This window comes from Rhodococcus jostii NBRC 16295 (assembly GCF_001894825.1).
In the GTDB taxonomy this organism is placed as follows: domain Bacteria; phylum Actinomycetota; class Actinomycetes; order Mycobacteriales; family Mycobacteriaceae; genus Rhodococcus_F; species Rhodococcus_F jostii.
Window position 1 is genome coordinate 89,742 of sequence record NZ_BCWY01000019.1, and the last position, 25,137, is coordinate 114,878.

At 63.2% G+C, this 25,137-nt stretch carries 22 protein-coding genes; 10 read left to right on the top strand and 12 right to left on the bottom strand.

The window, feature by feature from the left end; translation table 11 throughout:
- Positions 1–151 precede the first annotated feature (151 nt).
- The gene (locus tag RJ1_RS15060; RefSeq protein ID WP_073361135.1) at positions 152–1,051 is read left to right on the top strand and encodes an alpha/beta fold hydrolase; all 900 of its coding nucleotides are present in this window, start codon (positions 152–154) and stop codon (positions 1,049–1,051) included.
- 66 nt (positions 1,052–1,117) lie between these two features.
- Here RJ1_RS15060 and RJ1_RS15065 read toward each other — a convergent pair whose 3' ends face one another.
- From RJ1_RS15065 to RJ1_RS15120, 12 genes are all read right to left on the bottom strand, one after another.
- Entirely contained in the window at positions 1,118–1,444 is a 327-nt protein-coding gene (locus tag RJ1_RS15065) for a hypothetical protein (RefSeq protein ID WP_240319765.1), read from the bottom strand.
- Between the two features lie 489 nt (positions 1,445–1,933).
- Positions 1,934–2,416, bottom strand: a complete 483-nt coding sequence (locus tag RJ1_RS15070; RefSeq protein ID WP_073361076.1) for a VOC family protein — start codon at positions 2,414–2,416, stop codon at positions 1,934–1,936.
- 64 nt (positions 2,417–2,480) lie between these two features.
- Positions 2,481–3,566 carry a branched-chain amino acid ABC transporter permease gene (locus tag RJ1_RS15075; RefSeq protein WP_073361077.1) on the bottom strand — a complete coding sequence of 362 codons (1,086 nt, stop codon included), beginning with the start codon at positions 3,564–3,566 and terminating at the stop codon, positions 2,481–2,483.
- Positions 3,567–3,652: 86 nt separating this feature from the next.
- Complete coding sequence (locus RJ1_RS15080; RefSeq protein ID WP_073361079.1) at positions 3,653–4,543, bottom strand: branched-chain amino acid ABC transporter permease; 891 nt, start codon at positions 4,541–4,543, stop codon at positions 3,653–3,655.
- On the bottom strand, positions 4,540–5,298 hold the full coding sequence (locus RJ1_RS15085) for an ABC transporter ATP-binding protein (protein WP_073361081.1): 759 nt from the start codon (positions 5,296–5,298) through the stop codon (positions 4,540–4,542). Before RJ1_RS15085 ends, RJ1_RS15080 begins: the two co-directional genes overlap by 4 nt.
- Positions 5,298–6,107: an ABC transporter ATP-binding protein gene (locus RJ1_RS15090; RefSeq protein ID WP_369691049.1), complete on the bottom strand. Its 810-nt coding sequence runs from the start codon at positions 6,105–6,107 to the stop codon at positions 5,298–5,300. The genes RJ1_RS15085 and RJ1_RS15090 overlap by 1 nt, the downstream gene beginning before the upstream one ends.
- On the bottom strand, positions 6,104–7,315 hold the full coding sequence (locus RJ1_RS15095; RefSeq protein ID WP_074872922.1) for a substrate-binding domain-containing protein: 1,212 nt from the start codon (positions 7,313–7,315) through the stop codon (positions 6,104–6,106). The genes RJ1_RS15090 and RJ1_RS15095 overlap by 4 nt, the downstream gene beginning before the upstream one ends.
- A 343-nt stretch (positions 7,316–7,658) precedes the next feature.
- Positions 7,659–8,780 carry an Rv3169 family protein gene (locus RJ1_RS15100; RefSeq protein WP_073361087.1) on the bottom strand — a complete coding sequence of 374 codons (1,122 nt, stop codon included), beginning with the start codon at positions 8,778–8,780 and terminating at the stop codon, positions 7,659–7,661.
- Positions 8,781–8,825: 45 nt separating this feature from the next.
- Complete coding sequence (locus tag RJ1_RS15105; RefSeq protein WP_073361089.1) at positions 8,826–9,206, bottom strand: hypothetical protein; 381 nt, start codon at positions 9,204–9,206, stop codon at positions 8,826–8,828.
- Positions 9,203–10,210: a phosphotransferase family protein gene (locus RJ1_RS15110; protein WP_073361091.1), complete on the bottom strand. Its 1,008-nt coding sequence runs from the start codon at positions 10,208–10,210 to the stop codon at positions 9,203–9,205. The genes RJ1_RS15105 and RJ1_RS15110 overlap by 4 nt, the downstream gene beginning before the upstream one ends.
- A gap of 14 nt (positions 10,211–10,224) precedes the next feature.
- Positions 10,225–11,424, bottom strand: a complete 1,200-nt coding sequence (locus RJ1_RS15115; protein ID WP_240319762.1) for an acetyl-CoA hydrolase/transferase family protein — start codon at positions 11,422–11,424, stop codon at positions 10,225–10,227.
- Complete coding sequence (locus RJ1_RS15120) at positions 11,421–12,296, bottom strand: cyclase family protein (protein WP_073361092.1); 876 nt, start codon at positions 12,294–12,296, stop codon at positions 11,421–11,423. The genes RJ1_RS15115 and RJ1_RS15120 overlap by 4 nt, the downstream gene beginning before the upstream one ends.
- 920 nt (positions 12,297–13,216) lie before the next feature.
- Between RJ1_RS15120 and RJ1_RS15125 the strand changes: the two genes are divergently transcribed.
- From RJ1_RS15125 to RJ1_RS15170, 9 genes are all read left to right on the top strand, one after another.
- Positions 13,217–14,536 (top strand): metal-dependent hydrolase family protein, encoded by a 1,320-nt coding sequence (locus RJ1_RS15125; RefSeq protein ID WP_083400481.1) that lies wholly within the window; start codon positions 13,217–13,219, stop codon positions 14,534–14,536.
- 11 nt (positions 14,537–14,547) lie between these two features.
- Positions 14,548–15,414, top strand: a complete 867-nt coding sequence (locus tag RJ1_RS15130; protein ID WP_074872919.1) for a sugar phosphate isomerase/epimerase family protein — start codon at positions 14,548–14,550, stop codon at positions 15,412–15,414.
- Between the two features lie 566 nt (positions 15,415–15,980).
- On the top strand, positions 15,981–17,126 hold the full coding sequence (locus tag RJ1_RS15140; RefSeq protein ID WP_162850334.1) for a thiamine pyrophosphate-dependent dehydrogenase E1 component subunit alpha: 1,146 nt from the start codon (positions 15,981–15,983) through the stop codon (positions 17,124–17,126).
- Positions 17,123–18,100 carry an alpha-ketoacid dehydrogenase subunit beta gene (locus tag RJ1_RS15145; RefSeq protein ID WP_073361097.1) on the top strand — a complete coding sequence of 326 codons (978 nt, stop codon included), beginning with the start codon at positions 17,123–17,125 and terminating at the stop codon, positions 18,098–18,100. The genes RJ1_RS15140 and RJ1_RS15145 overlap by 4 nt, the downstream gene beginning before the upstream one ends.
- A gap of 10 nt (positions 18,101–18,110) precedes the next feature.
- Positions 18,111–19,388 carry a dihydrolipoamide acetyltransferase family protein gene (locus tag RJ1_RS15150; RefSeq protein WP_073361098.1) on the top strand — a complete coding sequence of 426 codons (1,278 nt, stop codon included), beginning with the start codon at positions 18,111–18,113 and terminating at the stop codon, positions 19,386–19,388.
- 1 nt (position 19,389) lies between these two features.
- Entirely contained in the window at positions 19,390–20,781 is a 1,392-nt protein-coding gene (gene lpdA, locus RJ1_RS15155; RefSeq protein ID WP_073361100.1) for a dihydrolipoyl dehydrogenase, read from the top strand.
- Positions 20,778–22,421 carry a class I adenylate-forming enzyme family protein gene (locus RJ1_RS15160; protein WP_073361101.1) on the top strand — a complete coding sequence of 548 codons (1,644 nt, stop codon included), beginning with the start codon at positions 20,778–20,780 and terminating at the stop codon, positions 22,419–22,421. Before lpdA ends, RJ1_RS15160 begins: the two co-directional genes overlap by 4 nt.
- Entirely contained in the window at positions 22,418–24,364 is a 1,947-nt protein-coding gene (locus RJ1_RS15165; RefSeq protein WP_240319761.1) for a flavin-containing monooxygenase, read from the top strand. The genes RJ1_RS15160 and RJ1_RS15165 overlap by 4 nt, the downstream gene beginning before the upstream one ends.
- A complete protein-coding gene (locus RJ1_RS15170; RefSeq protein WP_073361103.1) occupies positions 24,361–25,125 on the top strand; it encodes an SDR family NAD(P)-dependent oxidoreductase in 765 nt (254 codons plus the stop codon). The genes RJ1_RS15165 and RJ1_RS15170 overlap by 4 nt, the downstream gene beginning before the upstream one ends.
- Positions 25,126–25,137 lie beyond the last annotated feature (12 nt).

The following is a 25,137-nucleotide window of genomic DNA, read 5'->3' on the forward strand; positions in this document are numbered from 1 at the left end:
CGTGCGGCGATCACTGCCCACTGCACGGGGTATGTCGGCGATGGCGCGATCGGGAACCAGGTCATGCAATGGGTACGGGGTGAATCATCGTTTACCCCGTGGTGCAACATGATGGAGAACGCTCAACTCGATGATGTTGGTGAGGTACTCCATGGATCCGGTAGTCACGCAGTCCGAATTCCGCGGTGACGGTGTCACGCTTGCCGCCGACCGGTGGGACCCACCGGCGAGGGGTGCCGGCGGATCGGGTGTCGACAGGAAAGGCTTGGTCCTGTTGTTGCACGGCGGCGGGCAGACCCGGCATTCCTGGCGGAACACCGGGCGCAGCCTCGCGGCGGACGGCTGGTCCGCCATCACTGTGGATGCGCGTGGACACGGCGACAGTCAGTGGGCACCGGACGGGGACTACGGCATCGATGCGCTGGTCTCCGACCTGACCTCGATCATCGGCGAACTGGGGGAGAAGCCGGTGCTCGTCGGTGCTTCGATGGGCGGGATGACGTCGTTGATCGGGCAGGGTGAGAATCCCGAGCTTGCTCGCGGTCTGGTGTTGGTCGATATCGCACCGAAGGTCGAAACCGCCGGTACCGCGGAGATCATGGCTTTCATGCGTAGTGGTCTCGATGGTTTCGAGAGCCTCGACGATGCTGGAGCGGCGATCGCGGCGTATACCCCGAACCGTGTCCGCAAGCCGAACCCGCAGGGGTTGCGCAAAAACCTTCGCCTGCGTGATGGCCGCTGGTATTGGCATTGGGACCCGGAGTTCCTTCGCCAGGGCGACGAACCGACTCGCCAGGCCGACTCGATCGTGCGCTACGAACGCGCTCGGGACGCCGCGGCCGCGATCACCGTTCCGACGATGCTCGTTCGTGGCTCGCAATCCCATGTGGTCAGCGAGGAAGGCGCCAAGGAACTGCTCGAGCTGATCCCGACCGCCACGCTGATCGACGTCACCGGGGCCGGTCATATGGTTGCCGGCGACGACAACGATGTCTTCAGCGGGGGATTGAAGGGATTTCTCGACGACGACGTTGTCGCATCGCGTCACTGAAGCCATCGAGCCCCTCGAACGTAACTGGCCAGGGCCTCGACGTCAGCGCGAAGCCTCGTGCGCGGCTCACAACTCCGCAAGCATGGGGAACAGGGCGATCGCGGAGACGGTAATCCCTGCGACGCCGATAACGACGCCCAGCAGGGCCCGCAACGATGCCGCCTCGTGCTCGGCCACCGCGGACCGCGACGTGGCGACGGCGCCGCAGATCACCGCGCCCACTCCCCAAAGGAAGCCGAGTCCGACCACCCAGAACGACGCAACGGACAGCGCGCCGAGGGCGATCGACACAGCGGGCAACCGCGAACCATGCTGCCTCCCTATCTCGTTGCCGTCGACGGAGGAGCACACGCCGTTGTCGGCACGGGGGCCGTGGGGGACGACGGCGGTCATGATCCTCCTTCTCACGGTTGAAGAGTCGGGTGGGCGGGAACAACGTGGCTGTACAGGACCGGAAGCGTCTTCGGGACTGTTCGGTCGGAGACCGTGCGCGGTCGCGACTCGGTCGAGGGGTCTCCAGCTTGTGACCTGGACCCCATGAGAATTTAGCACTCTAGTGGTGGGAGTGCTAACTCTTTCGGTAAGTAACTTCAAGAAACTTCAGCTTTCTGCGTGCGGTGGACCTGTTCTTGCAGGTGTCAGGCCGGTGGAAGCGCGCCATCGATCTCGTGCAGCGGCCTACTTTGCCGTTCGCCGGGTCGGCAGTGTTGCTCGGACTCGACGACCCAGCGTCCGACTTGTAACCCGCGGACCACGACCCCGCCCGTGCGGACCTGGTTGAGCGCCGGTTACCTCGGCGGCGCCGGACCGGCCAGCGTGCCCGCGTGACGATCCATATGACCGTGGCGGTCGACTATCGGAACCACCTGGAGTGCTATCGGCTCAGACGACGAATCCTCCCGGCCCCATTATCCCGGTTTGAATCCATTTCTCGAGATCTTCCCGTGCGGATTCGTCCACGAACTCGAAGCGAACCCCGCCGGTAGTCTTCGGGTTCGTGTACCACGCAAATGTGGTTCCATCGGGGTTCAGAACCTCGCCATCCGATTCCACTCCGGAATCGATATATCGTTTCTTGTTTTCATCGATCTTCGGGTCCCACATGCCAATGTGGTGCAGGCCTTCCCCGTGGCCGGCGGAATAAACTCCGTCGCCCTTGGCTTCGAGCAGCTCCATATAGGGGGGTCCTTGTTGGGAATATGTCACTCGCAGGTCGAACTCGTGTTCGTCGGGATCGGCTAGTCTATTGAGGTGGACTGCAGTCGGCTCGTGGAAGGTAAGTCCAAAGAGCTGACCGTACAGCTCGATGGCTTTGTCGATGTCGCTGACGAGAATTCCGTAGTGATAGACGTTCGGCGATTCCATTGGAGTTCCTTTCGGGAAGTGCGTGAAATTGGACGGCGGGAAGCGGTGGGATACCTATCTGCTCCTAATTACTTTTCCTGATCTCATCCACTCCGATCGGCCCATTTGGAGGTAGGTTTCGTCCATTTCTACTCGTGGTCTGTGATCGCATTGTCCGGAGCCAGGAGTTGGTACGGTAGACAAGTCCGACGATGCCATCTGGGAAAAACAAGACAATCAGGATAAACAGAAAGCCGAGAACGAAAAGGGGTTCGGACACCGTGCGGCCCGCCCATTCAGGTAAGCCGTCGAGGACGCCAGATGTAGAAAGCTCGGGAAGTCTCAAAGTGAGGATCCCGTATACAATGCCACCGATCGCTGCCCCCCAGAGCCGGCCGCGTCCGCCCAATACCACCATGACGATCAATGCGAGACTGAAATGCACTGACGCGCTGGATGGGTTGGCGCCGCGCGCAATCAAGAGATAAACCGCTCCGCCTGCCGCCGCTATCACGCCGCCGAAGGCATATGCCACCAGCTTGTAGCTGTACGAGAACAGGCCAAGGCTTTCGACACGATCCTCGTTCTCGCGGATCGCTTGCCAAACCTGGCCGCAACGAGACCGCGTCGCCATCCACGCCGCAAGGTAGGCGACCACGGCGAATGCAAGTGATAGCCAGTAAAGCCAGCGGACATCGCGGGCGCTCGCGAGCAGATCGGGGATCTGCTTGAAGGCAACCGGCAGGCCCTCCTCGCCACCAAAAATCCCCACAGGATCTACCAGCAGCAAGATATAGAAGGCTTCGCCGAACGCCAGTGTGACCATCGTGAAGGCGACTGCCTTCACGCGAAGGGTGATCGCTCCCAGCGCGGTATTGACCAGCCCGGACAGCACGATGGCGAGCGCTGCGGCGGAAAAATACCCCAGGCCTGCGTGCATCAGTAGGTTGGTTGCGTAAATTCCCAGAGCGAAAACCAGGGCATGGCCAGCGCTCAGCAGGCCGGTGTATCCAAATACGACATCGAAAGATATCGCGACGCCAGCGAACACAAGGCCGATCGACAAGATGAGCAGAGAGCCCGAACTCGATAACTGTCCAGGGAGAAGGATCGGAACCGGAACATCCAACATCGGTAGAGCAGCCAAAGCGAGAATGACGGCGAGGCCCACTCGTGCCCCGACGGGAATCCGTCTCGGGTGCATTTTTGCTGGACCCCGGTCGACGGGCAACTGAGTTTGGGTAGTAGATAACGGAATCATGCTGTTGCAACCCTTCCGAGCAAGCCCTGTGGACGCAGTAGTAGCACTGCCGCAAGCAGGCCGACGACCGCGATATCGCCCAGTCCGGTGCTTACGTAGAAGTTCACGATTTGCTGAGTAAAGGCGACGAGAGCGGCTGCGATCGCGGTGCCGCCGATAGATCCGAGTCCGCCTATGATTACCACGATGAAAGCGAAGATCAACAAATTCGGACCCAGAGCAGGAGTAATTCCCGTGAAATAGACCGCGCCCAGTGCGCCCCCCAGGCAGGCCAAGGCCGCGCCCAGTACGAACACGAAGGTGAAGCTCCGCGCGACATCAATTCCCAACGCCTGAACCATCTGTCTGTTCTCGACACCTGCGCGGATGATCAACCCATACTTGCTCTTCTTCATGAAGAACAGCAAGCCCACAAGAACCAAGGCTGATATGACGAAGATAAGGATTCTACTGTTGGGAATGCGTACACCGAGCATCGCTGTGACCTCGGTGAACCAGACCGGCTGGGCGATCGTTTGCGGTGAATACGAAAATATACCGCCAATGAGTCCCTCGATGACGAATGCGAGTCCCAGCGTGATAAGGATCTGCGTGAGGTGATCACTGTAGTTTCGCGCTATCAGCGTCCGCTCTACGAAGTATCCTAGAACGCATCCGAATATGACTGCGACAGCTGTGGCGACAGCGAAACGTGCAGCGAGGGGTTCGATCAAGTTGAGCCGGTCCATGACGATCCAGGCCGCATAACCGCCCACCCCGAAGATGGCAGCGTGCGCAACATTCAAGACATCCATCAAGCCGAATATCAGGGAAAGCCCTGAAGAGAGAAGGAAATACAGGCCCGCGAGTCCAAGGCTTGTAGCAGTGAGGACGATAAGAGTTGTCATCGTGCAGACCCCTTCTCGGTCCCAATCGTGTTGCTGTCGCGGGAAGACGGCGCGACACCGAGGTAGCGCTGCGTGAGATCCGCATCTGCGGCCAAATCCTCCATCGAACCGGTAAATACCACTGCGCCGTGGTCCAGTACGATCGCATCGGTGGCCAGGCGCTGCGCGACTCGGATGTTCTGGTCGACCAGCAAGATTGTGGTGGCGCTGGCGGCCTTCGCCAGAGCCTCGACTACCTGGCCGACCACGATGGGCGCCAATCCCTTGCTCGGCTCGTCGATGAGGAGTAAGCGGTTCGGGTTCAGGATGGCGCGTGCGATTGCCACCATCTGCTGCTGGCCCCCGGACAGCCCTCCCGCCCGCTGAGCGTTCCTGCGCAGCAAGTCTGGAAACAATTCGTGTACGAGTTCCAGTCGCTGGGTCGCCTCCGGCGTCCGAGCGGCCAATCGAAGATTCTCGGCGACAGTTAATGTGCTGAATACCTCGCGGTCCTCGGGCACGTATCCGATACCTCGGCGGACCAGGTGGTGGGTCGGCACGCCCAAGGTCTCTTCACCGTAGAGCTTGATGCTGCCGCTGCCCTCGAGCAATCCGAGAATTGTCATCAAGGTTGTCGTCTTCCCCGCACCGTTGCGACCGAGTAGTGCGGTGACACGATGTGGGCGTACCTCGAATGACACGCCTTCGAGAACATGTGCTTCGCCGCGGTGCACCTGAAGGTCTTGCACGGACAGGGCCGCGTCGCCGGTGGCCATCAGAACTCCGGCCCGAGGTAGGCGGCCTGGACCCGCGGATCGGACATCACTGTGTTCGGCTCATCGCACAGGAGAAGGCCACCGTCCTGCATGACGGCAATACGATCGGACGCGTCGAGAACCAGATCCATTCGATGCTCGACCATCACCACCGTGCGGCCTGAGCCGTGTACTGCCCGTACGACATCGATCAGCGCGTGGACATCCTCGGCGGAGACGCCGGCCGTCGGTTCATCCAAGAGCAAGACGCGCGGGCGCGCGCACAACGCGAGGGCTATCTCGAGCTTCCGCTTGTCTCCGTACGGTAGGTCGGAAACGATGTTCCCGCCCATCTCGTGCAGGCCGACCTCTTCGAGGTGCTCTCGCGCACGCTCTGTGGCTTGATCGTAGGCCGAGGGCCTGCGCCAAAGGTTCATGCTCCCGCCCAGCGCGGCCTGGGCCGCCAACCGTGCGTTCTCGAGGACCGTCAACCCGGAGAACAGGCTCGAAGTCTGGAACGTCCGTCCCAAGCCGCGCCGGACACGGTGTGCGGCTCCCATCTTGGTGATGTCCTGACCATCGAAGTGCACTGAACCCGACGAGGGGCGGTATACCCCTGACAGGAGATTCATCAACGTGCTCTTGCCTGCCCCGTTCGGCCCGATAACGGTGAGAAACTCTCCGCGCCGGACACGGAGTCCGACATCGTTGACGATGGTGAATCCACCTACATTCCAGGAGAGATCAACTGTCTCGAGCGCATACTCCATCGCTGGGCCCAGCGCCGGTGATCTCGGCCCCATTCGGGCAGGTGCTGCGGTATTTTTCATGGTTTCGCTGCCTCGCTACCCACGTTTCCGACGGTGTGGGCGACCAATTCGCCATCGTTGTCACTGAGCGAAACGAGGTACATATCCTGAAGTAGGGCGTGGTCGCCTGAACGGATTGTCATAGGTCCTTTCGGTGCCTCGAATGACCACCCATTCAGCGCCTCGATCATGCCTTCGACGTCGTCGGGGCCCGCAGTGGAGATGGCGTGCACGATCTGCTGAGCAGCCACGAAGCCGTCGTGGGTGGACAGGTCGGCATCAGGTACTCGTTCAGTCAGGCATTCGTTCATTTCGCCGCCTGGGGCGCCAGGGTAATAGTGCGTCACGAAGTTGATCTTCTCGGCGGCATCACCGTAGATGGACCAGTGCGACTTCTCGACCAGCACGCTCGCCACCGTGGTCGTGTCCAAGATCCCTTGTTGCGACATCGCTTGCCACATGGACGGAGCCCCATCGCCGTAGTACACAACAATCAGTAGATCGGGCTTCAACTCGCTGATACGTCGCGCGTAGGGGGTGAACTCATTCGTGTCCAAAGGCACCAGCACTTTTTCTACTTCAGATCCGCTCGATTCGAGGATGCCGGTGACCGTAGAGGCGTACTGCTGTCCGAATGCGTAGTCCTGGGCGAGCACTACCGTCTTTTTATTGGTTTTCTCGAGCACGCTGCTCAGGGCAGCCGCTTCCTGATACGCCTGTCGCGAGGCGCGGAAAGTGTTGGCATTCAAGCCGGTGACATCATCGATTCCCGCGGCACCGGAGATATACAGGAGATTCTGTTGCTCGGCGAAGTGCCCAAGTTGGACCGCGGCGGCGGACGATGTGGTGCCCGTGAGGATGTTTATCCCGTCACCCACCATCCTGGTGGCTGCAGCGAGTGTCTGCTCGGGATCGCCGCCGTCATCGGCGTAGACGAATTCGATTGGCTTGCCGTCGACTTCGTTGGTCCCGTCGGTACTGCAGTACAGGCCGGCTTCCAGGCCGTCCTTGATCATGTTTCCGTAGGTACCGAACGATCCGGTAAGAGACGTTGTCACGCCAACGTGAATCGCATCTCTCGATGAGCCGGAATCCGTTGAACTGCAGGCGACCAGCCCGACCGACGCCAATAACGCTGCCGACAGTGCACACGCGCCTCGCCGCCCACTCCGTAATATCACCACAATTTGTCCCTTCAGGAAGATTCTCGTCGCACGAAATGCCGGCATCTGAGGAATGCGACTGGCCGAGATCGCTCAATGCTGCTTCAGAAGTGCCAATCTCATGATCTTCGATCAGATCCGGATTGGTTCGCCACGGCCACGTGAGATTCAGAGTTCATAGACTCGAAACGCATTCCGGGTATCAGAATGTCGCGCAAGATGGCTGAAGTCAAGGGGCTCAGGGAGTTTGGCCCGCACTGGGCGAAACCGTCCTGGCCTGGTGCAGCGCAGGATGTGCGCAGCACAGCTTGTCGCCTGGCCCCGAAAGCCGTGGCCGCGCAGATGGAAGAGCACGCGCCCGACCCTGTGCTCGAAGGTGAAGGCAGGGTATGGCGCCCAGGAGTGCTTCTCAGACGAGGAGGTTCCAGCCCTTCCTGCCCGACATGCACACTTCATAGGCCACGGGGTCGATGGTCTGGTATATCCCGAGAGCGGTCTGGCCGTCATCACGTGTGACACGGCAGAGATGCTCGTCGAGGCCGCGGATGCCGATCCGGGTCTCCGGTCGGCTCAGATCATACGTTTCTCCCTCGGTCAGGTCGGAGCCGTCGTATCCGCCTTGGTGGATATCGCGATCCGGTGTGCCGCCGTACATTCCGCATCGCAGATAGGCCGTCTGCTGACCTATCCGCTCGTAGTGGAGTTGGACTTGCTTGCCGTTATCGAACTCGTAGTCGACGACGGCTTCGACGAAGATGTCCGTGTCGGGTTCGAACCGAAGCCGGCGGGTGGGCTTGAAAACTCGTGTCGAACCCGATGTCGAGCCGCCGAACGGGTAGAACAGTCGGTCACCCCATAGCGCCCAGTCCGGAAATGCCACGAAGGCGTTGCCGTTGGTCCCGACGTGCAGGCGGCCTCCCAGGGACAACTCCGGTCCCCCGACACCGCGGCCGGTGCCCCAGTGGCGATCCCTCGTGCCGGCAGCATTCGGACCCAAAGTGGTTCGCTTGCCCTCGATCTCGACCCAGCCGGTCACCGATCCGAAGCATTCGAACCCGCTTGTGACATCGTTTCGGCGGCCAGTGGGAAAGCCGTGCGCAGAGTCCGACAACGGCTCGCGAAAAACCTGCCGCGTGGTGTCATGGAACGTCAAGTCGTAGCTGACCCCCCACTCGTTCGGCTCGAGGACGTAACGCCACTCCCGCAGACCGCGAACAATCGTGGGGACAATCGGCCCCACGCGCAGGTCGGTGCGATCCGCGCCGATCGAGCGGAAACTCCGGACGGCGGTATGTCTACCTTTCGAGTTGACGATCGCGTAGGCCTCGGCCCGGTCGAGGTTCGGATAGAGGCTGCCGCCCGTGGCGATCAGTAAGTCGCCGGTGTCGTCGTGGACCACCACCCAGTGGCGCTCATACGCCCGGGGATCCCCTGTCCACATGACCCGCACGGGATCCGGGGTTTGGTGGACGAAATAGTCATCGATCGGTGACAGCGGAAACTGCTCGGCCAAGTGCTTGTCGCCGGACATCGATTCTGGTGATAGCGCGTTCACGTTTGCTCGCCTTTCTGGTTGTCAGGTCGGATCGGTAGCAACCCGCGACTGCAGGTAATGTCCGATCTCGGCCCGACGCTGTCGACCCTCGGGGTCTCTGGGAAGGGTGGAGATGAGCTGAGCCAACGATCCTCGTAGCTCCTCGTTTCGCGCGGCGACGACTGTGATGTCGGTCGGGACAGGTGCCTGCGCCTCGACTCCGGTGTTGAGGAGTTCGCTGAGCCGAGCGTTGTCGTCCAGGAGGAAGGGCAATGCCGTGTCCCATGACGTGGCAACCCGCTTGATCAGTCGGCGCGCGTTGCTCAGCAATTCGGACGTCTCGGCCGGAAGCGAATGGGATTCGTGAGCGAGATCGAGAAGTCGATCAACTCCGGACAACTGCTCGCGAATGGTCGGTCTCATCGGAAATCCTCCTTGACTACGAAATCGAGCAATGTCGAAAGCACGCGGCGGGTGGGGCGAAATGGCTCGTCGCTACGGCCATCGAGAAACGATCGCAGACCGCTGACCTGCATCACCGCGGTCTTGAAGGTCGAGAAGGCCTGCCACCACTGAAGGCTGCTGTCGTCGACCTCGAATCCTGTGGCTCGCTCGTAATGCGCGATCAGATCGTCGGCATCCCACGCTCCGTCGATCAGGTGCTCCACCCTGCGCAGCGGCTGCGTCACCCAGCCGAGGTCCTCGAGCGGATCGCCGAGATGAGCCAACTCCCAATCGAGCAGTGCGGTAATCCGATCACCGTCCAACAGAATGTTGCCGGGTTTGAAATCGGCGTGGACCAGAACCGTGCGAGCCGGCTCGGGTGCTGACGCTCGCAGTCCCGCAATCGCAAAATCCAACTCGGGCAATGGCTCCAGCTGATTTTGACGCAGAACCTTTTCCCAGGCGGCGAGTTCGGCAGGCGCACCGAGGTGGCCGGAACCATCGAGTACGGCTGACAACCCGAGCGCCTGCCAATCGGTGCTGTGGACTTGCGCCAGCAGGTCGCAGAAGCTTTCGGCAAGGGCCCGCCGCTGAGTGATCGAGCGTTGCGAGTCCGAAAGCACCCGGTAATCGCAGTCCCCTGTGCACCGCTGCATGATGAGCGAGGGCCGGCCGAGCCATCGCCCGTCGGCGTCCAGCCAGCGGGCACCCGGCGTTGGCAGATCGCTGTTCTCCAGTAGGCCGAGCAACGCGAACTCCACGTTGCGGTCTGTGTCGACCAAGCCTCCGTCCGGGTCGCTGCGCAGGATCAAGGGCTCGCACTGCTCGGTACCATCGTGGTCGGTCACCAGGTCGAACACCCAATTGTCCCGGGACCTACCGACACCGATGCGGTTGAGGCCCACTACCCGAGCACCGGTCCCATCCAGTTGGTCGGACAGGAATCTGGTGAGACGGTCGTCGATTTCGGATGGTGGTGTCATCGTTGTTGTCCGTTCTATTCGTGAAGGCTCGATCGGTGTTGAGGCGCCGCTATCGCGATCATTGCGTCGGCGCGTTCGCGCAGAGTCCGTCCTCTGAGATCGACGACGCCGAACTCGGTGGCCACGAAGTCGATGCTCGTTCGCGGCGTCGTGACGGTCGGGGGATGCAACTGTCGAACGATCCGGGAGGTTCGTCCGCTGTGTGCCGTTGCAGCGAGCGCGACGATCGACGCCCCGCCGGGCGAGCGCTGAGCGGCCCGCAGGAAGTCGGCTTGCCCACCGGTGGCTCCCAGATATCTGCTGTCGATCTCTTCGGCATTGACTTGGCCGGTGAGGTCTACCTGCAATGCCGAGTTGACTGCGATTAGTCGTGGGATCGACGCGGCCGCTGCCGGACCGATTACCTCGGCGACTGGCCGTACCCACGCTTTCGACGTGGCGATGTGCTCGTAGAGTTCCTCTGAGCCTGCGGCTTCGCTGATGATGACCGAACCGGGCTCTCCGCAGAGCGATCCGGCGCGATGCAGATCCAGCAGCCAGTCGCCGGCAAGGGTCGATCGAACACGCAATCCCCGACGTGCGGTCAGGGCTTTCCCGATGGCTGAGGGGACCGCGCCGATGCCGAGTTGGATGGTCCCGCCGTCAGGGATCAGAGGCAGGATATGCCTGGCGATTGCGTGGTGATTTTCATCCAATGCTGGTGTGGGCACAATCGGAAGAGACCGGGACGTGTGGATAACGGCATCGAACGTGGACGCCGGAAGTGTAGGCGCGGAAGTGGTCGGCATCGCGGCATTGACCTCGGCCACCACGGTGCGTGCTTCCGCGATCAGTTCGTAGGTGTAGTCCATCGCCATTCCCAGGCCGTAGCATCCCTGCGAATCAGCAGGGGACACTTGCATCAGGAGCACGAGGTTGCTCTGGGCACGCAAAGGCAAGAGGCGTGGCAGGTCGTCGAAATTGCAGGGGATTACCTCGGCATGACCGGTAGCCGCGAGCTTGCCGAGCGGCCCCATTGCGCCGAAGGACACAAGCGGACGCTGCGGCGCAGATCCTTTGAGCGCATCACTGTGGCTGAGTCCGACGAAGATCTCGACGTCGCGTGGGCAGGCCGCGAGTAGCTGATCGAGCAGCGGCGTCGGCTCCCCGACGCCTTGTGCCACCACAACCAGGTCTCCGGGCCGCACGAGATCGGCAGGCCAGCTGGTGTTCACAGGACCGCCACGGGCGTCACCGGAGTTCCGGTCGAGCCGACGAGGGGGATCGGAGCGAACAGTAGGAAGAACGTCGAACGCTCGAGGACGGACAGCGCCTCCGCGAGTTCCGCGAGAGCCAGGTTCTCGATCAGCGGCACGCCGAACTGGTGGAGGAGCACCAGATGTGCCGGAAAGCCGGGCTCCGCCGATTGCTGTTCGACCGCATAATTGTCCGCACCCACCAGCGCCACGTCGCGGCTGGCGAGCCAGCGCGCTGCCTCTTCGGTGATGCCGGGTTCGTCCGCGAAGTAGCAGTCGCTCGATCCTTTCGACTCCCACCACCCGGTCCGGACCAAGACAGCGTCTCCCGGCTCAACCGACACGCCGGCTTCCGAAATGCCACGCTCGAGGTCTTCCGGGCCGACCGCGGTCTGCGGGGCGAGCGGTTCACCGGATGCGCGTACCAAGTCGACGAGAATGCCACGGGTGGCGACAGGTGCGAGCTTCTCGGCGCCGCACCGCTGTGCGCCCTGCGTACTTCTGGTGAGGGCAGACGAATGCCCGTTGTAGAGTTCGTCCCCCGACCACGCATGGGACAGTGCATCGACGTGGGTACCACTGTGCGTCGCGAATTGCACTGTGTCCTCAGCGAATTTAAACCCTCCCGGCGTGCGTGCTCCGAGCGCGTAATCGCCGGCGTCGCGGTTCATGAACCGCGACGGCTGCTGCCGGTGGCCGGGCGCAGGTGTCCTCGGGCCGAGAGGTTGGGCCAGTGACAGCGTCTGTCCGGTCGCGACCAGGCCCGCGGCTCTGCGCGTCACGCCGGTCGTGACGAGATTGAGTGCACCGGCTTCGTCGTCGGCGCCCCATCGTCCCCAGTTGTTGCTCATGCGCAACTCCGATCCTGTGTCAGTTGTGCTTCCACCAGTGCCGCCGCCCGTTCGCAGTGACGTATGAGCTCCTCCGGGGTGACTGAGGAGGATCGCACCACCACGAAGGCCGCCGCCACTTCGTCGAATGACGGATGCGTCGCACCCACCACGAGAGCTTCGATCATCAGGGTGAGCCACGAGAAAGCTCTCGATCTCAGCTGGAGAGACGTTCATGCCCGAGGTCTTGATCATGTCACTCATCCGATCGACGAATGAGAATGTTCCGTCCGAATTCTGGACGAGTCGGTCGCCGGCACGGAACCAGCCATCGACAGTGAACGCGTTGGCACATAGCGATCTCTCCTTATGGGGGGTTCTGCTCAGCGCTCAGCGAGCTCGTAACGGTGAACCAGCAACATGAGAATCTCTCGATATCTCGAAATTGGTTTCCTGTATTCGAATAGTAGCGATCCACGCGCGACGACGTCAAGGGTCGGGGGACGTGAGCGTCTTCGGACTGCTCGGGGTCGTCTGGCGCCCAGTGTTCGTGCATTGCCCCTGTCGGGTCGACTTCGGTGCGACGGCACGACAAGTGAAGCAGGAGAAGATGATTGCATGCGAGCGCGGTCCAGGCCAGCCGGACCGGTCCGCCTCGCGACGGTAGTGCTACGCGAGGCGGACCGTGCCGGTGTCAAGTCTGCTGACTTGCCTTGTCGTGACCGTCCGGGTCAATTCCGGATTTTCCTTGACAAGACTGCGATCCGGTGACACATTTCACAACTAGGAATACGGTTCCGAATTTAGGAAGTATTCCGCTCACAGAGGGCGGCGCTCGAAGGGCGCCCTATACCGCCGGAACGGGACCGGACGATCCTGTTCGCGTCTCGCCGCTGCGCTTCACCAATCCTGGATTCCTCGAGGCTGAGAAGGAGAAAAACGTGACGATCAAGCTTCGCAACGCACGGCTGATCGATGGTACGGGCGCAGAGCCGTATCTCGCCGAGATCGTGATCGAAGGGCAGCGGATCGTAAGTGTCGCTGCGGAAGGGACCGGGAACGGGCAGGACTCCGACACCACAGTCATTGACGTCGGCGGCGCGACGGTCATGCCGGGCCTGATCGACGCTCACTCGCATCCGAGCTTCCTTCCCGAGATCGACCTTGCCAAAATGGGCAATCTGCCGGTCGAGGAGCACACGTTGCTCACTGCTCGCAACGCACGGCTGATGCTGGATCAGGGGTTCACAAGCATCCTGTGCGCCGCATCGGCGAAGCCGCGACTGGACCTGGTGGTCCGAAACGAAATCAACGCGGGCAACCTGATCGGTCCGCGCATGCTGGTCGCATCCCCCGAACTGACCGTCACCGGAGGAGTCGGCGACGTCCGGCTGCCGCACATGCATCGGCAATCCGTCGAGCATGTCTGCGATGGTGTGGATCAATTCCGCCAGACGACTCGGTGGTACATGCGTGAAGGCGTGGACCATATGAAGCTCGACATCTCTGGTGACGAGTTCATTCCCTACGCCAAAGGTCGCATGACCACAATGACCGACGAGGAGGTCGCCGCCACGTGCCAGGTGGCCCACGCTCGCGGAAAACGCGTCGCGGCACACGCCCGAAGCGCGGAATCGGTGAAGATGTGCGTCCGCCACGGCATCGAGATCATCTTCCATGCCGATTTCATCGACGAGGAAGGTCTCGACCTGGTGGCCGAGAACAAGGACAAACACTTCGTGGCCCCGGCCTTCGGCTTCCTCCACACGTCGAGGTACGAGGCCGGCGACTGGGGGCTGACCCCGGAAGTCACCGCTTCGATGGGTCTCGACGAACAGCTGGAGAGCCTGATCGCGAACATGATCGAGCTCAAGAAGCGAGGAGTTCGAGTGTTGCCCGGCGGTGACTACTTTGTGCCCTGGAACCCGATGGGCAACAACGCCCGGGACTTGGAACATTTCGTCAACTTCCTGGAGTTCAGCCCGATGGAGGCCATCGAGTCTGCGACCCGCCTCGGTGGCGAGCTGATGCTCCAACCGGACGATTTGGGCTGCATCAAGGCCGGCTACCTCGCTGACCTGCTGGTTCTCGATGGCGACCCATTGGAGGACATCGCGATCCTGCAGAATCAGTCGACCTTCACCGGCATCATGAAGGATGGCGTCTGGCATAAGGAACCGCCGCTCTTCCGCAACGGCGACATTGAGAAATGGTCGATCAGCGGGTCCGCGACCGGCACCCCCGAACCGGTTCTTCGGTAGCGGGTAAGGGGATGATCGAGGTGAATGGTCGCCAGCAGTATGTGGTGCTGGCCAACATGACCACTGTGACGACGTCCAGCTTCCGGGAACGCGTCGAGGTGGCGGCAGCCGCGGGTTTCGATGCGCTGGGCATCAGCCTGGACACGTACCGACGGGTCGTCGCGGAGGAGATGAGCCCGAAGGAGCTCGAGGCCGTCGTGGTCGACAACGGTCTGGAGATCGTCGAGCTCGAAGCAGTATTCGGGTTTGCCGTTCCCACGGCCGAGACCGGCGTTCCGTTTGGCGGTGGGCTCGTCTACACCAGCCCTGACGACCTGAACGAGTTCTGGGCCATGGCCGAACTTTTCGGCGCACGGCACCTGCAAGCAGTCGGGGCATTCGACCGAGTGGATCTGGAACCCGACGTCGTGGAGCGATTCGCATCGCTCTGCGACCGTGCAGCCGACGTCGGGCTGCAGATCGCTCTCGAGTTCGTGCCGACGACCAATATCCCGGACGCCGGCACTGCGCTCTCGATCATCGAGCAGTCCGGCCGGGACAACGCCGGCCTCTGTGTCGATTCGTGGCACCACACGCGCGGAGCCAACGACCTGGAGATGCTGCGGTCGATTCCGTCTCGACGAGTCACGATGATCCAGATCAACGACGGTCCACAGGATCCCGCCGATCCCGACTTCCTGGTGGAGACCCTTCACCATCGGGCGGTGCCGGGCACCGGTGACTTCGACCTCGACGGTTTCGTCGACGCCGTGACCGAGGGTGGTGTGACCGCGCCGGTGTCTGTCGAGGTGATCTCGGACGAACTTGCCCGACTCGAACCAGCCGAGGCGGCACGCCGCTGCTACGCCGGCGCGATCGAGGCGCTGGCAAGGAAATAGGTGTCGTGGCACTGCCCAACGGGGGAGGATCATGGGAAGGGGTCCTCGGGGGCGTACCTGCGTAGCAAATGCGGGTAGTGAAGCACGTAGATCACCGCCGTCGAATTCGCCGCGCAATTGCGAGTCTTGTCGGCATGAACAGCACACCGCCACCGAAACAACTCACGCACCACCAGCACCTCCCGCACGCCGTGTGGCTGGCCGAGGAAGGTGTGGAAGCGATAGAGGATGAGGTGGCCGCACCGGCAGGCCGGCCTCCGGTTGCCTCGTTCGATTCGTTCGAAATGCACATGGCTCCTTGCCATTCGAAGCGGAATCATCCAGGAGCACTAGGTAGGTGAGCCGGAGGTCTACGGACCTCTGGCTCACCGGCATGTGGTGCCACGTCGGGCCGATGTGGGGGAGGCGCCGCGAAAGGAATGAGGGTTGACATGGTGCCCCTGAGCGGCGACAATTTCGATGTTAGGAATTCGATTTCGAATTTGCGAAGTTTCTCGCCGCGGTCTGCTTTCGAAGGGAGCAGTGCCGCCAGCACCACGCGGTCGATCAGGACGCGGATGGGGCGAGTGCTGACCGCCATCGCGGACACCCTTCCCCCGACGGCAGAAAAGGACGTCATGAACGGTACAAACACGCCGAATGCCAGTGCGTCAGCGCACGTGCTGACGCCTGTGCGGATACTCGACGAGAACGGAATGCTGGTAGGTGAGCCGCCCCAGATCGAGCCGGAGCGCCTGCGCGCGATGCTGCGCCTCATGATGCTTGGACGCCGCCTGGACCAGAAGGCAATTTCCTTGCAGCGCAGGGGGAAACTCGGCACCTACCCACCCTTGTCCGGGCAGGAGGCTGCCGCGGTCGGCACCGCATATGCGATGGATGCCGAAATAGACCACTTCGTGCCTCAGTACCGTGAACAACTCACGATGCTGCACTGGGGGTTGCCGCTATCTACCTATCTTCTGCAGCGGATGGGGCACCCCGCGGGCTCTGCCCTGCCGTCCCACGGCCGGTTGTGGCCACAGCAGGTCGCGCTCGGCGCGCATCTACCTCATGCGGTCGGGCTCGCATGGGGAATGCGACTGCAGGGCAAGTCGGGCGTGGTACTGACTCAGTTCGGCGATGGCGCTTCCAATGAGGGCGACTTTCACGAGGCGTGCAATATCGCAGGCGTCAGACGTGCGCCGCTCGTGATGGTTTGCCAGAACAATGGCTGGGCCATCTCGGTCCCGTGGCATGAGCAGTCGGCCGCGGAGTCCGTGGCGTTGCGCGCAGCAGGTTACGGCTTTCCGGGGATCGCAGTCGACGGTAATGATGTGCTCGCGGTCTACACAGCCGTCGCGGATGCGCGGACCCGTGCCGAGGCCGGCGACGGCCCGACCCTGATCGAGGCGCGATGCCATCGTCTCGGCGCCCATTCGACAGCCGACGACCCCAAGCGCTACCGACCTGCCGACTTCGACGACCAGGCAGCCAGGGTTGATCCGATCCACCGGTTCCGGGCCTACCTCGTCGGCCTCGGGCTGTGGGACGACACCGCTGACGCCGACACGATCGCGTGGTGCGACGACCAGATTGTCACGGCAGTTGCCGAGTTCGATGCCACGCCGCCGCCCGACCCCGGGCAGATGCTCCAGCACCTCTACGCAGAGCCCGACATGCGACTACGTCGCCAGCAGGAAGAACTGCGCAGCAGTATCGAGGAGAACCGATGACTGGCATGAACATGGTGGAAGCGGTGCGCAGCACGCTCGAGGCAGAGATGCGCCGCGACGAACGGGTTGTCCTGCTCGGCGAGGATGTCGGGAAGTCGGGCGGCGTCTTCCGAGCGACGGACCGGTTGCAGACGGAGTTCGGGGCCGATCGTGTCTTCGACATGCCGACCAGTGAGGCGGGGATAATCGGGGCCGCCGTCGGGCTCGCCGGCGCGGGCCTGGTGCCCGTCGTCGAAATGCAGTTTCTCGGTTTCACTCAGCAGGGGTTCCATCAGCTCGGTAATCAGCTCGCCCGGATGCGCTATCGCACAAACGGTGCTCTGACGATGCCGGTGACCATTCGTGCACCCTTCGGAGGTGGCGTACGCACCCCAGAACTGCATTCCGACGCCTTCGAAGCGCTCTTTGCCCACAACCCCGGGATGCGGCTGGTTGCCCCCGCGACGGCAGCGGATATGAAAGGGTTGCTGGCCACAGCAATTCGGGATCCGGATCCGATCTTCGTCCTCGAGCCGCTCCGTGGCTACCGGCTTGTGCGGGACGACGTTCCCGACGGTGACCACCTCGTCCCGTTCGGTAAGGCGCGCATCGCGCGTGAGGGGACCGATGTCACCATCATCGCGTGGAGCGCGATGGTCCAGGTCGCAATGGAGGCCGCGACTGCTGCCGCTGAGCATGGTATCGGCGTGCAAGTCATCGACCTACGCTCACTTGTCCCGCTCGATTGCGACACTTTGCGTGAGGCGGTGGCGCGCACCGGCCGGGCAATTGTAGTTCAGGAGGCTCCCTACACCGGCGGGTTTGCCGGTGAGGTCGCCGCTACCGTCGCCGAAGAGGCTTTTCTGCACCTCGAAGCCCCGGTCACCCGCGTCGGCGGATATGACATCCCGTTTCCCATGCCCCAGCTCGAGGATCACTACATCCCCGACGCGAGGCGAATCTTGCGCGCGATCCGCGCTGCCGTCGACTTCTGAGGATCGATACATGTCTTATACCTTTCACTTGCCCGACATCGGCGAAGGCATCGCAGAGGCGGAAATAGTCCGATGGCTCGTCGGCCCAGGGGATCAGGTCGTCGAGGACCAGCCCATCGCCGAGATCGAAACCGATAAGGCGCTGGTAGAAATGCCCTCCCCGGCCACCGGCCAGGTCGCCGAGCTCTGTGCACCAGAGGGCGCCATGGTCCGGGTCGGAGAACGTCTCATCGTCATCGCCGATGGCGCAGCCCCCACGCCGGCCGAGCCGGCGCAGTCCAGTGATAGCGGAGCAGGCGCGCCGCCGGCCGGCTCGAGCAATCACACTCCCCAGAGTGCACACGGATCCGGAGCGCAGAAGCGGCCACTGGCAACACCGGCGACCCGGCGGCTGGCCAGGGAGCTCGGCGCGAGCATCCAGACCCTGGTGGGCACAGGGCCCGGAGGACGCATCAGTGACAACGACGTTCGCGCTGCCGTTCACGGAGCGTCGCAGGAGAAGTCCGCCCCCACCAGTCCGGCGACTGCGGTAGCCGCAGAGCGCTCGCTTCCGGAGTCCGGGTCCCACCAGCCGGTCGGTCTCACAGAAGACCAGCGAATTCCGGTCCGGGGGTTGCGCCGGCGTACTGCGGAGGCGATGGTCCGGGCACTCCGAGACATCCCGCACACTGTCGCGATGCACCATGCGGACGTGGGAGATCTACTCGCCCTGCGCAAGTCGCTGCTACCCGGAGCCGAAGCCAAGGGGATCGGCCTCACCCTGACCCCGTTCCTGGTGAAGGCCACGGCGCTCGCGCTGGTCCAGTTCCCGATGGCCAACGCCAGTTTCGATGACGCGGCCCAGGAAATCATCGTGCGGGCACGGCGAAATGTCGGATTCGCAGTCAACACCCCTGACGGCCTCGTTATTCCGGTGGTCAAGGACGCCGATCGGAAGCCGCTGTTGGCCATCGCCCGCGAGGTGGAGGCCCTCACCGCCGCAGCACGGACCCGAACGGTGGCGATCGAGCAGATGCAGGAGGGCACGTTCACCATCAGTAATCACGGGCCGCTCGGCGGGAACTTCGGTACGCCCATCATCCGCGCACCCGAGGGCGGCATCCTGGGCTTCGGGCGGGCTACGCCGCAGGCCGTCGTCCGTGACGGCGACATTGTCGCACGAACGTTGCTACCGATCTCGTACTCCGCCGACCACAGGCTGGTCGACGGCGACGTCGTGATCGGCTTCTGCCAAGCACTGATCACGCTGCTAGAGGCGCCGGTGCAGCTTCTCGTCGAGGAAGGATGACATGGTTGTAGGAGAGATGGCCGAGCCGGTCGAGGTGCTGGTGGTGGGTGGCGGCCCCGGAGGGTACACGGCCGCCGCCCGGGCCGCGGAGCTGGGCAAAGAGGTTCTGCTCGTCGAGCAGAGCGATCTCGGTGGGGTATGTCTGAATGTCGGATGCATCCCCTCGAAGGTCTTCACTACCGCCGCGCACGACCTTGCCCGTAGCGCACGACTTCCCGTCCAGGGGCCACAGCTGCAGCCCAGAATCGACCTTTCCGGTCTGCAGGCCTGGCGAAAGCAGGTCGTCGACCGGCTGGTCGGGGGCGTCAGCGCCACTCTGGGCCGGGTGCGGGTGGTGTCCGGCACCGCGTTCTTTCTCGATGAGCACCGGATATCGGTCGAGAGCGGTGATCACGTCCAGCACTTTCGGTTCGAGCAGGCGATCCTGGCTACCGGCTCCCAACCGGTGGAGCTCGCTGCTCTGCCCGTCGATGGGACCCGGGTGTTCGACTCGACGGGAGTGCTCGCCTTCGACGAGGTTCCGCCCTCGCTCGTCGTTGTGGGAGGCGGCTACGTCGGGATGGAACTGGGCATGGCGTTCGCCCATTTCGGCACTCGTGTCACCGTTGTCGAGGCCACCGACAGGTTGCTTGCGGGATTCGATCCCGACCTGGTGCAGGTGGTCACCGCGCGTGCGGGGGAGCTGGGGATCGACATCCGCCTCGGCACGACCGCGGTCGGGGTCCAGGCCGATAACTTGCTGGTCCGCACGGACGGCACAGACGACCAGGTGCCCGCGCACGCGATCCTGGTCGCCGTTGGCCGGGGCCCGGTCACCGACGACCTGCAGCTCGACAGGCTGGGACTCACAGTGACTGCGACCGGACACGTCCCCGTGGACGAGCAAGGCAGGACCGCGCTGCCCCACGTATACGCAATCGGGGACATCACCCAAGGACCCGCGCTCGCCCACAAGGCGATGGCCGAGGGAGTCGTGGCCGCCGAGGCGATCTCCGGCCTGCCGAGTGCCATTGACGCGCAGGTGCCGCTCATCGCATTCACCGACCCTGAAATCGCGGCCGTCGGGCTGACTGCGGAGCAGGCCGAGGAGCAAGGGTACGAGGTAGTCGTGGGCCGTAGCTCGTTCGCCACCTCCGGGCGAGCTGTGGTGCTCGGCGAGGCCGACGGGATGGTGAAGATCGTCGTCGACGCGGAGACAGACGTGGTGCTCGGGGTACACATGGTCGGTCCCAGCGCCTGTGATCTCATCGCCCAGGCCGCGGTAGCGGTCGAGACATCTTGCCGCACCGAAGATTTGGTGGCCACCATCCACCCACATCCGTCTCTGGTGGAGACGGTGCATGCGGCCGCAGTGGCCGCGCGCCGTCGCGCTGCACGCAGGAGGAACCGATGAACGCCACCGACACGCCGCTGCCCGCGTCGATTGCCGAGATCGTCCAGGACACCTCACGGCAACGCCGCTCCCAGCCCGCCGTCATCGACGAACGGGGAGAGCTCAGCCACGGTCAGCTCGCGGAGTCCGTGGCGGCGACTGCGGCTGGGCTGCGCGCGATCGGAGTCGGCCCGGGAACCCGGGTCGGCCTGTTGTGCACGAACCGCAGAGAGTGGCTCGTCGCCACCTATGCCGCGATAACGGTCGGAGCCACCGTGGCGGCCTTCGCGACCTGGTCGCGGCGGTGGGATCTCGATCATCTACTCACACACTCGCGCTGCGAGGTTCTCATCACAGTAGATGGCTTCGGCGCAACCGATCTGATGCCCACGATCCGCGAACTCGTCCCCGAAGCGTGGAGTGCCGCCGGACCGGGATGGCGTTCCGCGGCCTACCCCGCACTGCGTGGTGTGGTGATCATCGGAAACCGGGTCCCAGCGGGGGCGTGCGCGTTCCGAGAGCTGGGCGAACATCGTCGCGGCAGCGCTGTCCCCACCGTCGAGACCGGCACCGATGACACCGCTCTGGTTCTCTACACATCGGGTTCGACATCGAGGCCCAAAGCCGTCCGGCTCGGAGAACACGATGCCATCGACCATGCTCGCGAGGTCGCCGAGCGGATGGGGATCACACCCGAGGACCGCATCGTGGTGCCCGTCCCGCTCTTCTGGAGCTACGGCGGAGCCAACGCACTGATGGTCGCCCTCGTCACCGGTTGCACGATCGTCCTCCAGGAGACCTTCGATGCGGGCGGAGTCCTCGAGCAGATCGAACGGCACCAGTGCACTGCCATCTACACGTTGCCCTCCATCACCCGCGGCCTGCTGGCGTACCCCGAGTTCTCCCGCGCCCGCACCGCGAGTCTGCAACGGGGGATGACGATCGGCCCGGATGCCGATGTCCGTGCCGCCGCAGAAGAACTCGGTGTGACCGACATCTGCAACGCATACGGGTCGACGGAAATGTATGGCGGTGCCACGGTCACTCCGCATGACTGGCCACTGGAAATGAAATGCTCGATCCAGGGGCCACCGCTGCCTGGAAACCTGGTTTCGATCATCGACCCGGAGACCGGCGCCGAACTGCCCGCCGGGAAGGTCGGCGAGATCACGGTGTCCGGCTTCGTCTCGTCCGGGTATCTCGACCAGCCGGATGAGACCGCCGGTGCATTCACCGAAGACGGTATCTTTCGCACCGGTGACCTCGGGCACCTCGACGACGCCGGCATGCTGCACTTCGCCGGCCGTGCTTCGGAAATGATCCGGACCGGGGGCATCAACGTCTCCCCGCTCGAGGTGGAGGACTTCTTGCTCACTCACGAGGCGGTCTTGGAGGCGGCGGTCGTGGGAGTCGACGACAGCGACAAAGATCAGGTCCCCATCGGATTCGTCCGCGTCGATGGCTCCGCCGTCGCAGATGAGGCCGCGCTGGTCGACTACTGCCGCCATCACATCGCCTCCTACAAAGTTCCCGGCCGAATCGTGATGAGGCATAACGAGTTACCTCGAACACCAACGGGGAAGCTCATTCGAAAAGCATTGCTGGACGAAGCCAAGGAAGTGTGGGCGTCATCCAATAACACAAAGGAGTACACAGAGTGACGAACACCGAAGTCGAGGCGGAGACCTCGCGGCTGAACGAAAGAAAGATTCGCGAGGCTGTGGCGGTGGCCAACGTGCCGACCTTGCTGATGGTGTTGTTCCAGATGACAGGGGAGCAGCGTTGGTTGGCCGAGCCCTACCTGCCTACCCCTGTACGGGGGCTCGGTGACAACGACACAGCCGGGCTCGAACAGCCGCTCCAGGACGAGATTCGACACGCCGCGGCAGAGGCGATCCTGAATTGGGGCAGGAGCGGTTCCCTCGCGGTTGCGCAACTGTCACCCGATCAGCTGATCGAGATGTTGCGCGTCTCGGTCGGGGAGCACGTGCCTGACAAGTATGCCGACATGGCCTCCCACGAATTGCAGGTCGGCTCGGGCGAGACGGTCGCGGCTCCCGCGATGGTCCCGCCGCCATGCTTCGACGCCATCATCATCGGCGCCGGCGCGTCGGGCCTCTGCGCCGCCTACCGGCTGGGTGAAATGGGCATTTCCTACACCGTGCTCGAGCGGAACGACGAAGTCGGCGGAACATGGCTGGAGAACCGCTACCCGGGATGCGGTGTCGATACACCGAGTCACCTGTACTCGTTCTCGTTCGCGCGGCACGACTGGTCCCGCTGGTTCGCCTCACGGGACGAGTTGCACGGCTACTTCCAACAGATTGCCGACCGGTTCGGAATTCGCCCGAACATCAGGTTCGGCATCGAGGTCGAGGGCGCCACCTGGGATGAAGACACCCGGCGGTGGACACTGGATCTGATCGACCGGGACGGTCACCGATCGACCACCACTGCCGCGATCGTGATCAGCGCAGTCGGGGCCTTCAACAAGCCGAAGATCCCCGTGATCCCGGGCACCGAGTCGTTCACCGGGCCCGTGGTCCACACGGCGCGGTGGCCCGAGGACCTGGACATCGCAGGCCGGCGGGTAGGAGTGATCGGCAACGGGGCGAGCGCGATGCAGCTGGTTCCCGCGATCGCCGATGCCGCCGAGTCGGTCACGGTATTCCAGCGGTCGCCGCAATGGGCCGCCCCGTTCGAGAAGTTCAAGGTCGATGTTCCGGAGCCGATCCGCTACCTCATGGCCGAGGTCCCCCTGTACCGGTCGTGGTATCGGCTCCGGCTGACCTGGATCTTCAACGACCGCGGCCACGACGGATTGCAGAGAGATGGTCAATGGCCGCACCAGCATCGGTCGATCAATGCGATGAACGACGGCCACCGGCGGTTCCTCACCCGGTATCTGGTCAAGGAGCTCGACGGGAACTTGGAGATGCTGGGCGATGTGTTGCCCACCTATCCGCCCTTCGGAAAGCGAATGCTGCTCGACAACCGCTGGTTCGCCAGCCTGACCCGCGACGACGTCCACTTGCAGACGACACCGATCGCCGAGATCCAGGATCAGTGCGTCCGCACCACGGATGGCCTCACCCATCCAGTCGACGTTCTGGTGTTCGCAACGGGCTTCGATGTCGTCAGATTCCTCGCTCCCATGCGTATCACGGGCCGTAGCGGCCGCACACTCGAGGCGGCCTGGGACGGTGACGACGCGCGTGCCTACCTCGGCGTCACGGTTCCGGACTTCCCCAACTTTTTCACCCTGTACGGTCCCAACACCCAGTTCGGCCACGGCGGAAGCCTCATCTCCATGATGGAGCTCCAGATGAATTACATCGCCGATCTGATGAACCAGATGATCACCAAGGACCTGGACTCCGTGGAGTGCAGCCAGGACGTCTACGACGACTACAACCGCAAAGTGGATGATGCGCACTCTCGGATGGTGTGGTCCCACCCCGGGATGGACGTCTACTACCGCAACTCCAAGGGGCGGGTCGTGGTCAACAACCCGTTCAAGGTGGTCGATTTCTGGGACATGATCCGTCGAGCCGATCTGGGCGACTTCCGGACCACCGAACGTGCCTCAGGAGACATGGGATGAAGATTGCAGGTTGCTCCGCAGTGATCAGCGGGGGAGCGTCGGGTCTGGGCGCGGCTGCCGCTCGCCGGTTGGCCCGGGCAGGCGCGAGCGTGGTGCTACTCGACCTTCCCCGTGCGGAGGAGGCAGGCGCTACGCTCGCCGCAGAGTTGGGGGGCGGCGCCGTTTTCGTACCCGGCGACGTGACGAATTGGGACGACGTGGGCGTTGCCATGCGGACAGCACGGGAACTTGCTCCGCTGCGGATCGCGGTTGCCGCCGCGGGAATTGCGACCAGCGGGAGTCTCGTGGGCCCGCGCAGCGACAGAGGAGAGCTGTTCGCGCAGACGGTGGCTGTGAATCTCGGCGGAACCTATGCCCTCCTCGCGCAAGCTGCTTCCACGATGAGTGAGCATGCGCAGACCGACGGAGACCGCGGAGTGGTGGTCTGCACTGCTTCGATCGCCGCATACGAGGGGCAGGTTGGGCAAGTGGCCTACGCGGCCTCCAAGAGCGGAGTCGCAGGAATGACGCTGCCGGCCGCGAGGGAGCTCGCCAGGCACCAGATCCGCGTCGTCACCATTGCCCCCGGTTTGTTCGAAACTCCGATGTTCGCAGGAGTCGCGGACGAGGTGCGCGCCTCGGTGGGCGCGCAGGTTCCACACCCGAGTCGGCTCGGCAATCCCGATGAGTATGCAGGTCTCGTGCAGCACGTGATCGAGAATCCGATGCTCAATGGTGAGGTGATCCGGCTCGACGGCGCGATCAGAATGGGGCCGCGATGAGCACGCTTCGAT

Bases quoted from the DNA above. Each gene is read 5' to 3' on its own strand.
- RJ1_RS15065 (WP_240319765.1), bottom strand. From the start codon at position 1,444: ATGACCGCCGTCGTCCCCCACGGCCCCCGTGCCGACAACGGCGTGTGC.
- RJ1_RS15170 (WP_073361103.1), top strand. From the start codon at position 24,361: ATGAAGATTGCAGGTTGCTCCGCAGTGATCAGCGGGGGAGCGTCGGGT.
- RJ1_RS15160 (WP_073361101.1), top strand. From the start codon at position 20,778: ATGAACGCCACCGACACGCCGCTGCCCGCGTCGATTGCCGAGATCGTC.
- RJ1_RS15120 (WP_073361092.1), bottom strand. From the start codon at position 12,296: ATGAGCAACAACTGGGGACGATGGGGCGCCGACGACGAAGCCGGTGCA.
- RJ1_RS15150 (WP_073361098.1), top strand. From the start codon at position 18,111: ATGTCTTATACCTTTCACTTGCCCGACATCGGCGAAGGCATCGCAGAG.
- RJ1_RS15105 (WP_073361089.1), bottom strand. From the start codon at position 9,206: ATGAGACCGACCATTCGCGAGCAGTTGTCCGGAGTTGATCGACTTCTC.
- RJ1_RS15130 (WP_074872919.1), top strand. From the start codon at position 14,548: ATGATCGAGGTGAATGGTCGCCAGCAGTATGTGGTGCTGGCCAACATG.
- RJ1_RS15145 (WP_073361097.1), top strand. From the start codon at position 17,123: ATGACTGGCATGAACATGGTGGAAGCGGTGCGCAGCACGCTCGAGGCA.
- RJ1_RS15100 (WP_073361087.1), bottom strand. From the start codon at position 8,780: ATGTCCGGCGACAAGCACTTGGCCGAGCAGTTTCCGCTGTCACCGATC.
- RJ1_RS15085 (WP_073361081.1), bottom strand. From the start codon at position 5,298: ATGGCCACCGGCGACGCGGCCCTGTCCGTGCAAGACCTTCAGGTGCAC.
- RJ1_RS15095 (WP_074872922.1), bottom strand. From the start codon at position 7,315: ATGCCGGCATTTCGTGCGACGAGAATCTTCCTGAAGGGACAAATTGTG.
- RJ1_RS15060 (WP_073361135.1), top strand. From the start codon at position 152: ATGGATCCGGTAGTCACGCAGTCCGAATTCCGCGGTGACGGTGTCACG.
- RJ1_RS15080 (WP_073361079.1), bottom strand. From the start codon at position 4,543: ATGACAACTCTTATCGTCCTCACTGCTACAAGCCTTGGACTCGCGGGC.
- RJ1_RS15070 (WP_073361076.1), bottom strand. From the start codon at position 2,416: ATGGAATCGCCGAACGTCTATCACTACGGAATTCTCGTCAGCGACATC.
- lpdA (WP_073361100.1), top strand. From the start codon at position 19,390: ATGGTTGTAGGAGAGATGGCCGAGCCGGTCGAGGTGCTGGTGGTGGGT.
- RJ1_RS15110 (WP_073361091.1), bottom strand. From the start codon at position 10,210: ATGACACCACCATCCGAAATCGACGACCGTCTCACCAGATTCCTGTCC.
- RJ1_RS15090 (WP_369691049.1), bottom strand. From the start codon at position 6,107: ATGAAAAATACCGCAGCACCTGCCCGAATGGGGCCGAGATCACCGGCG.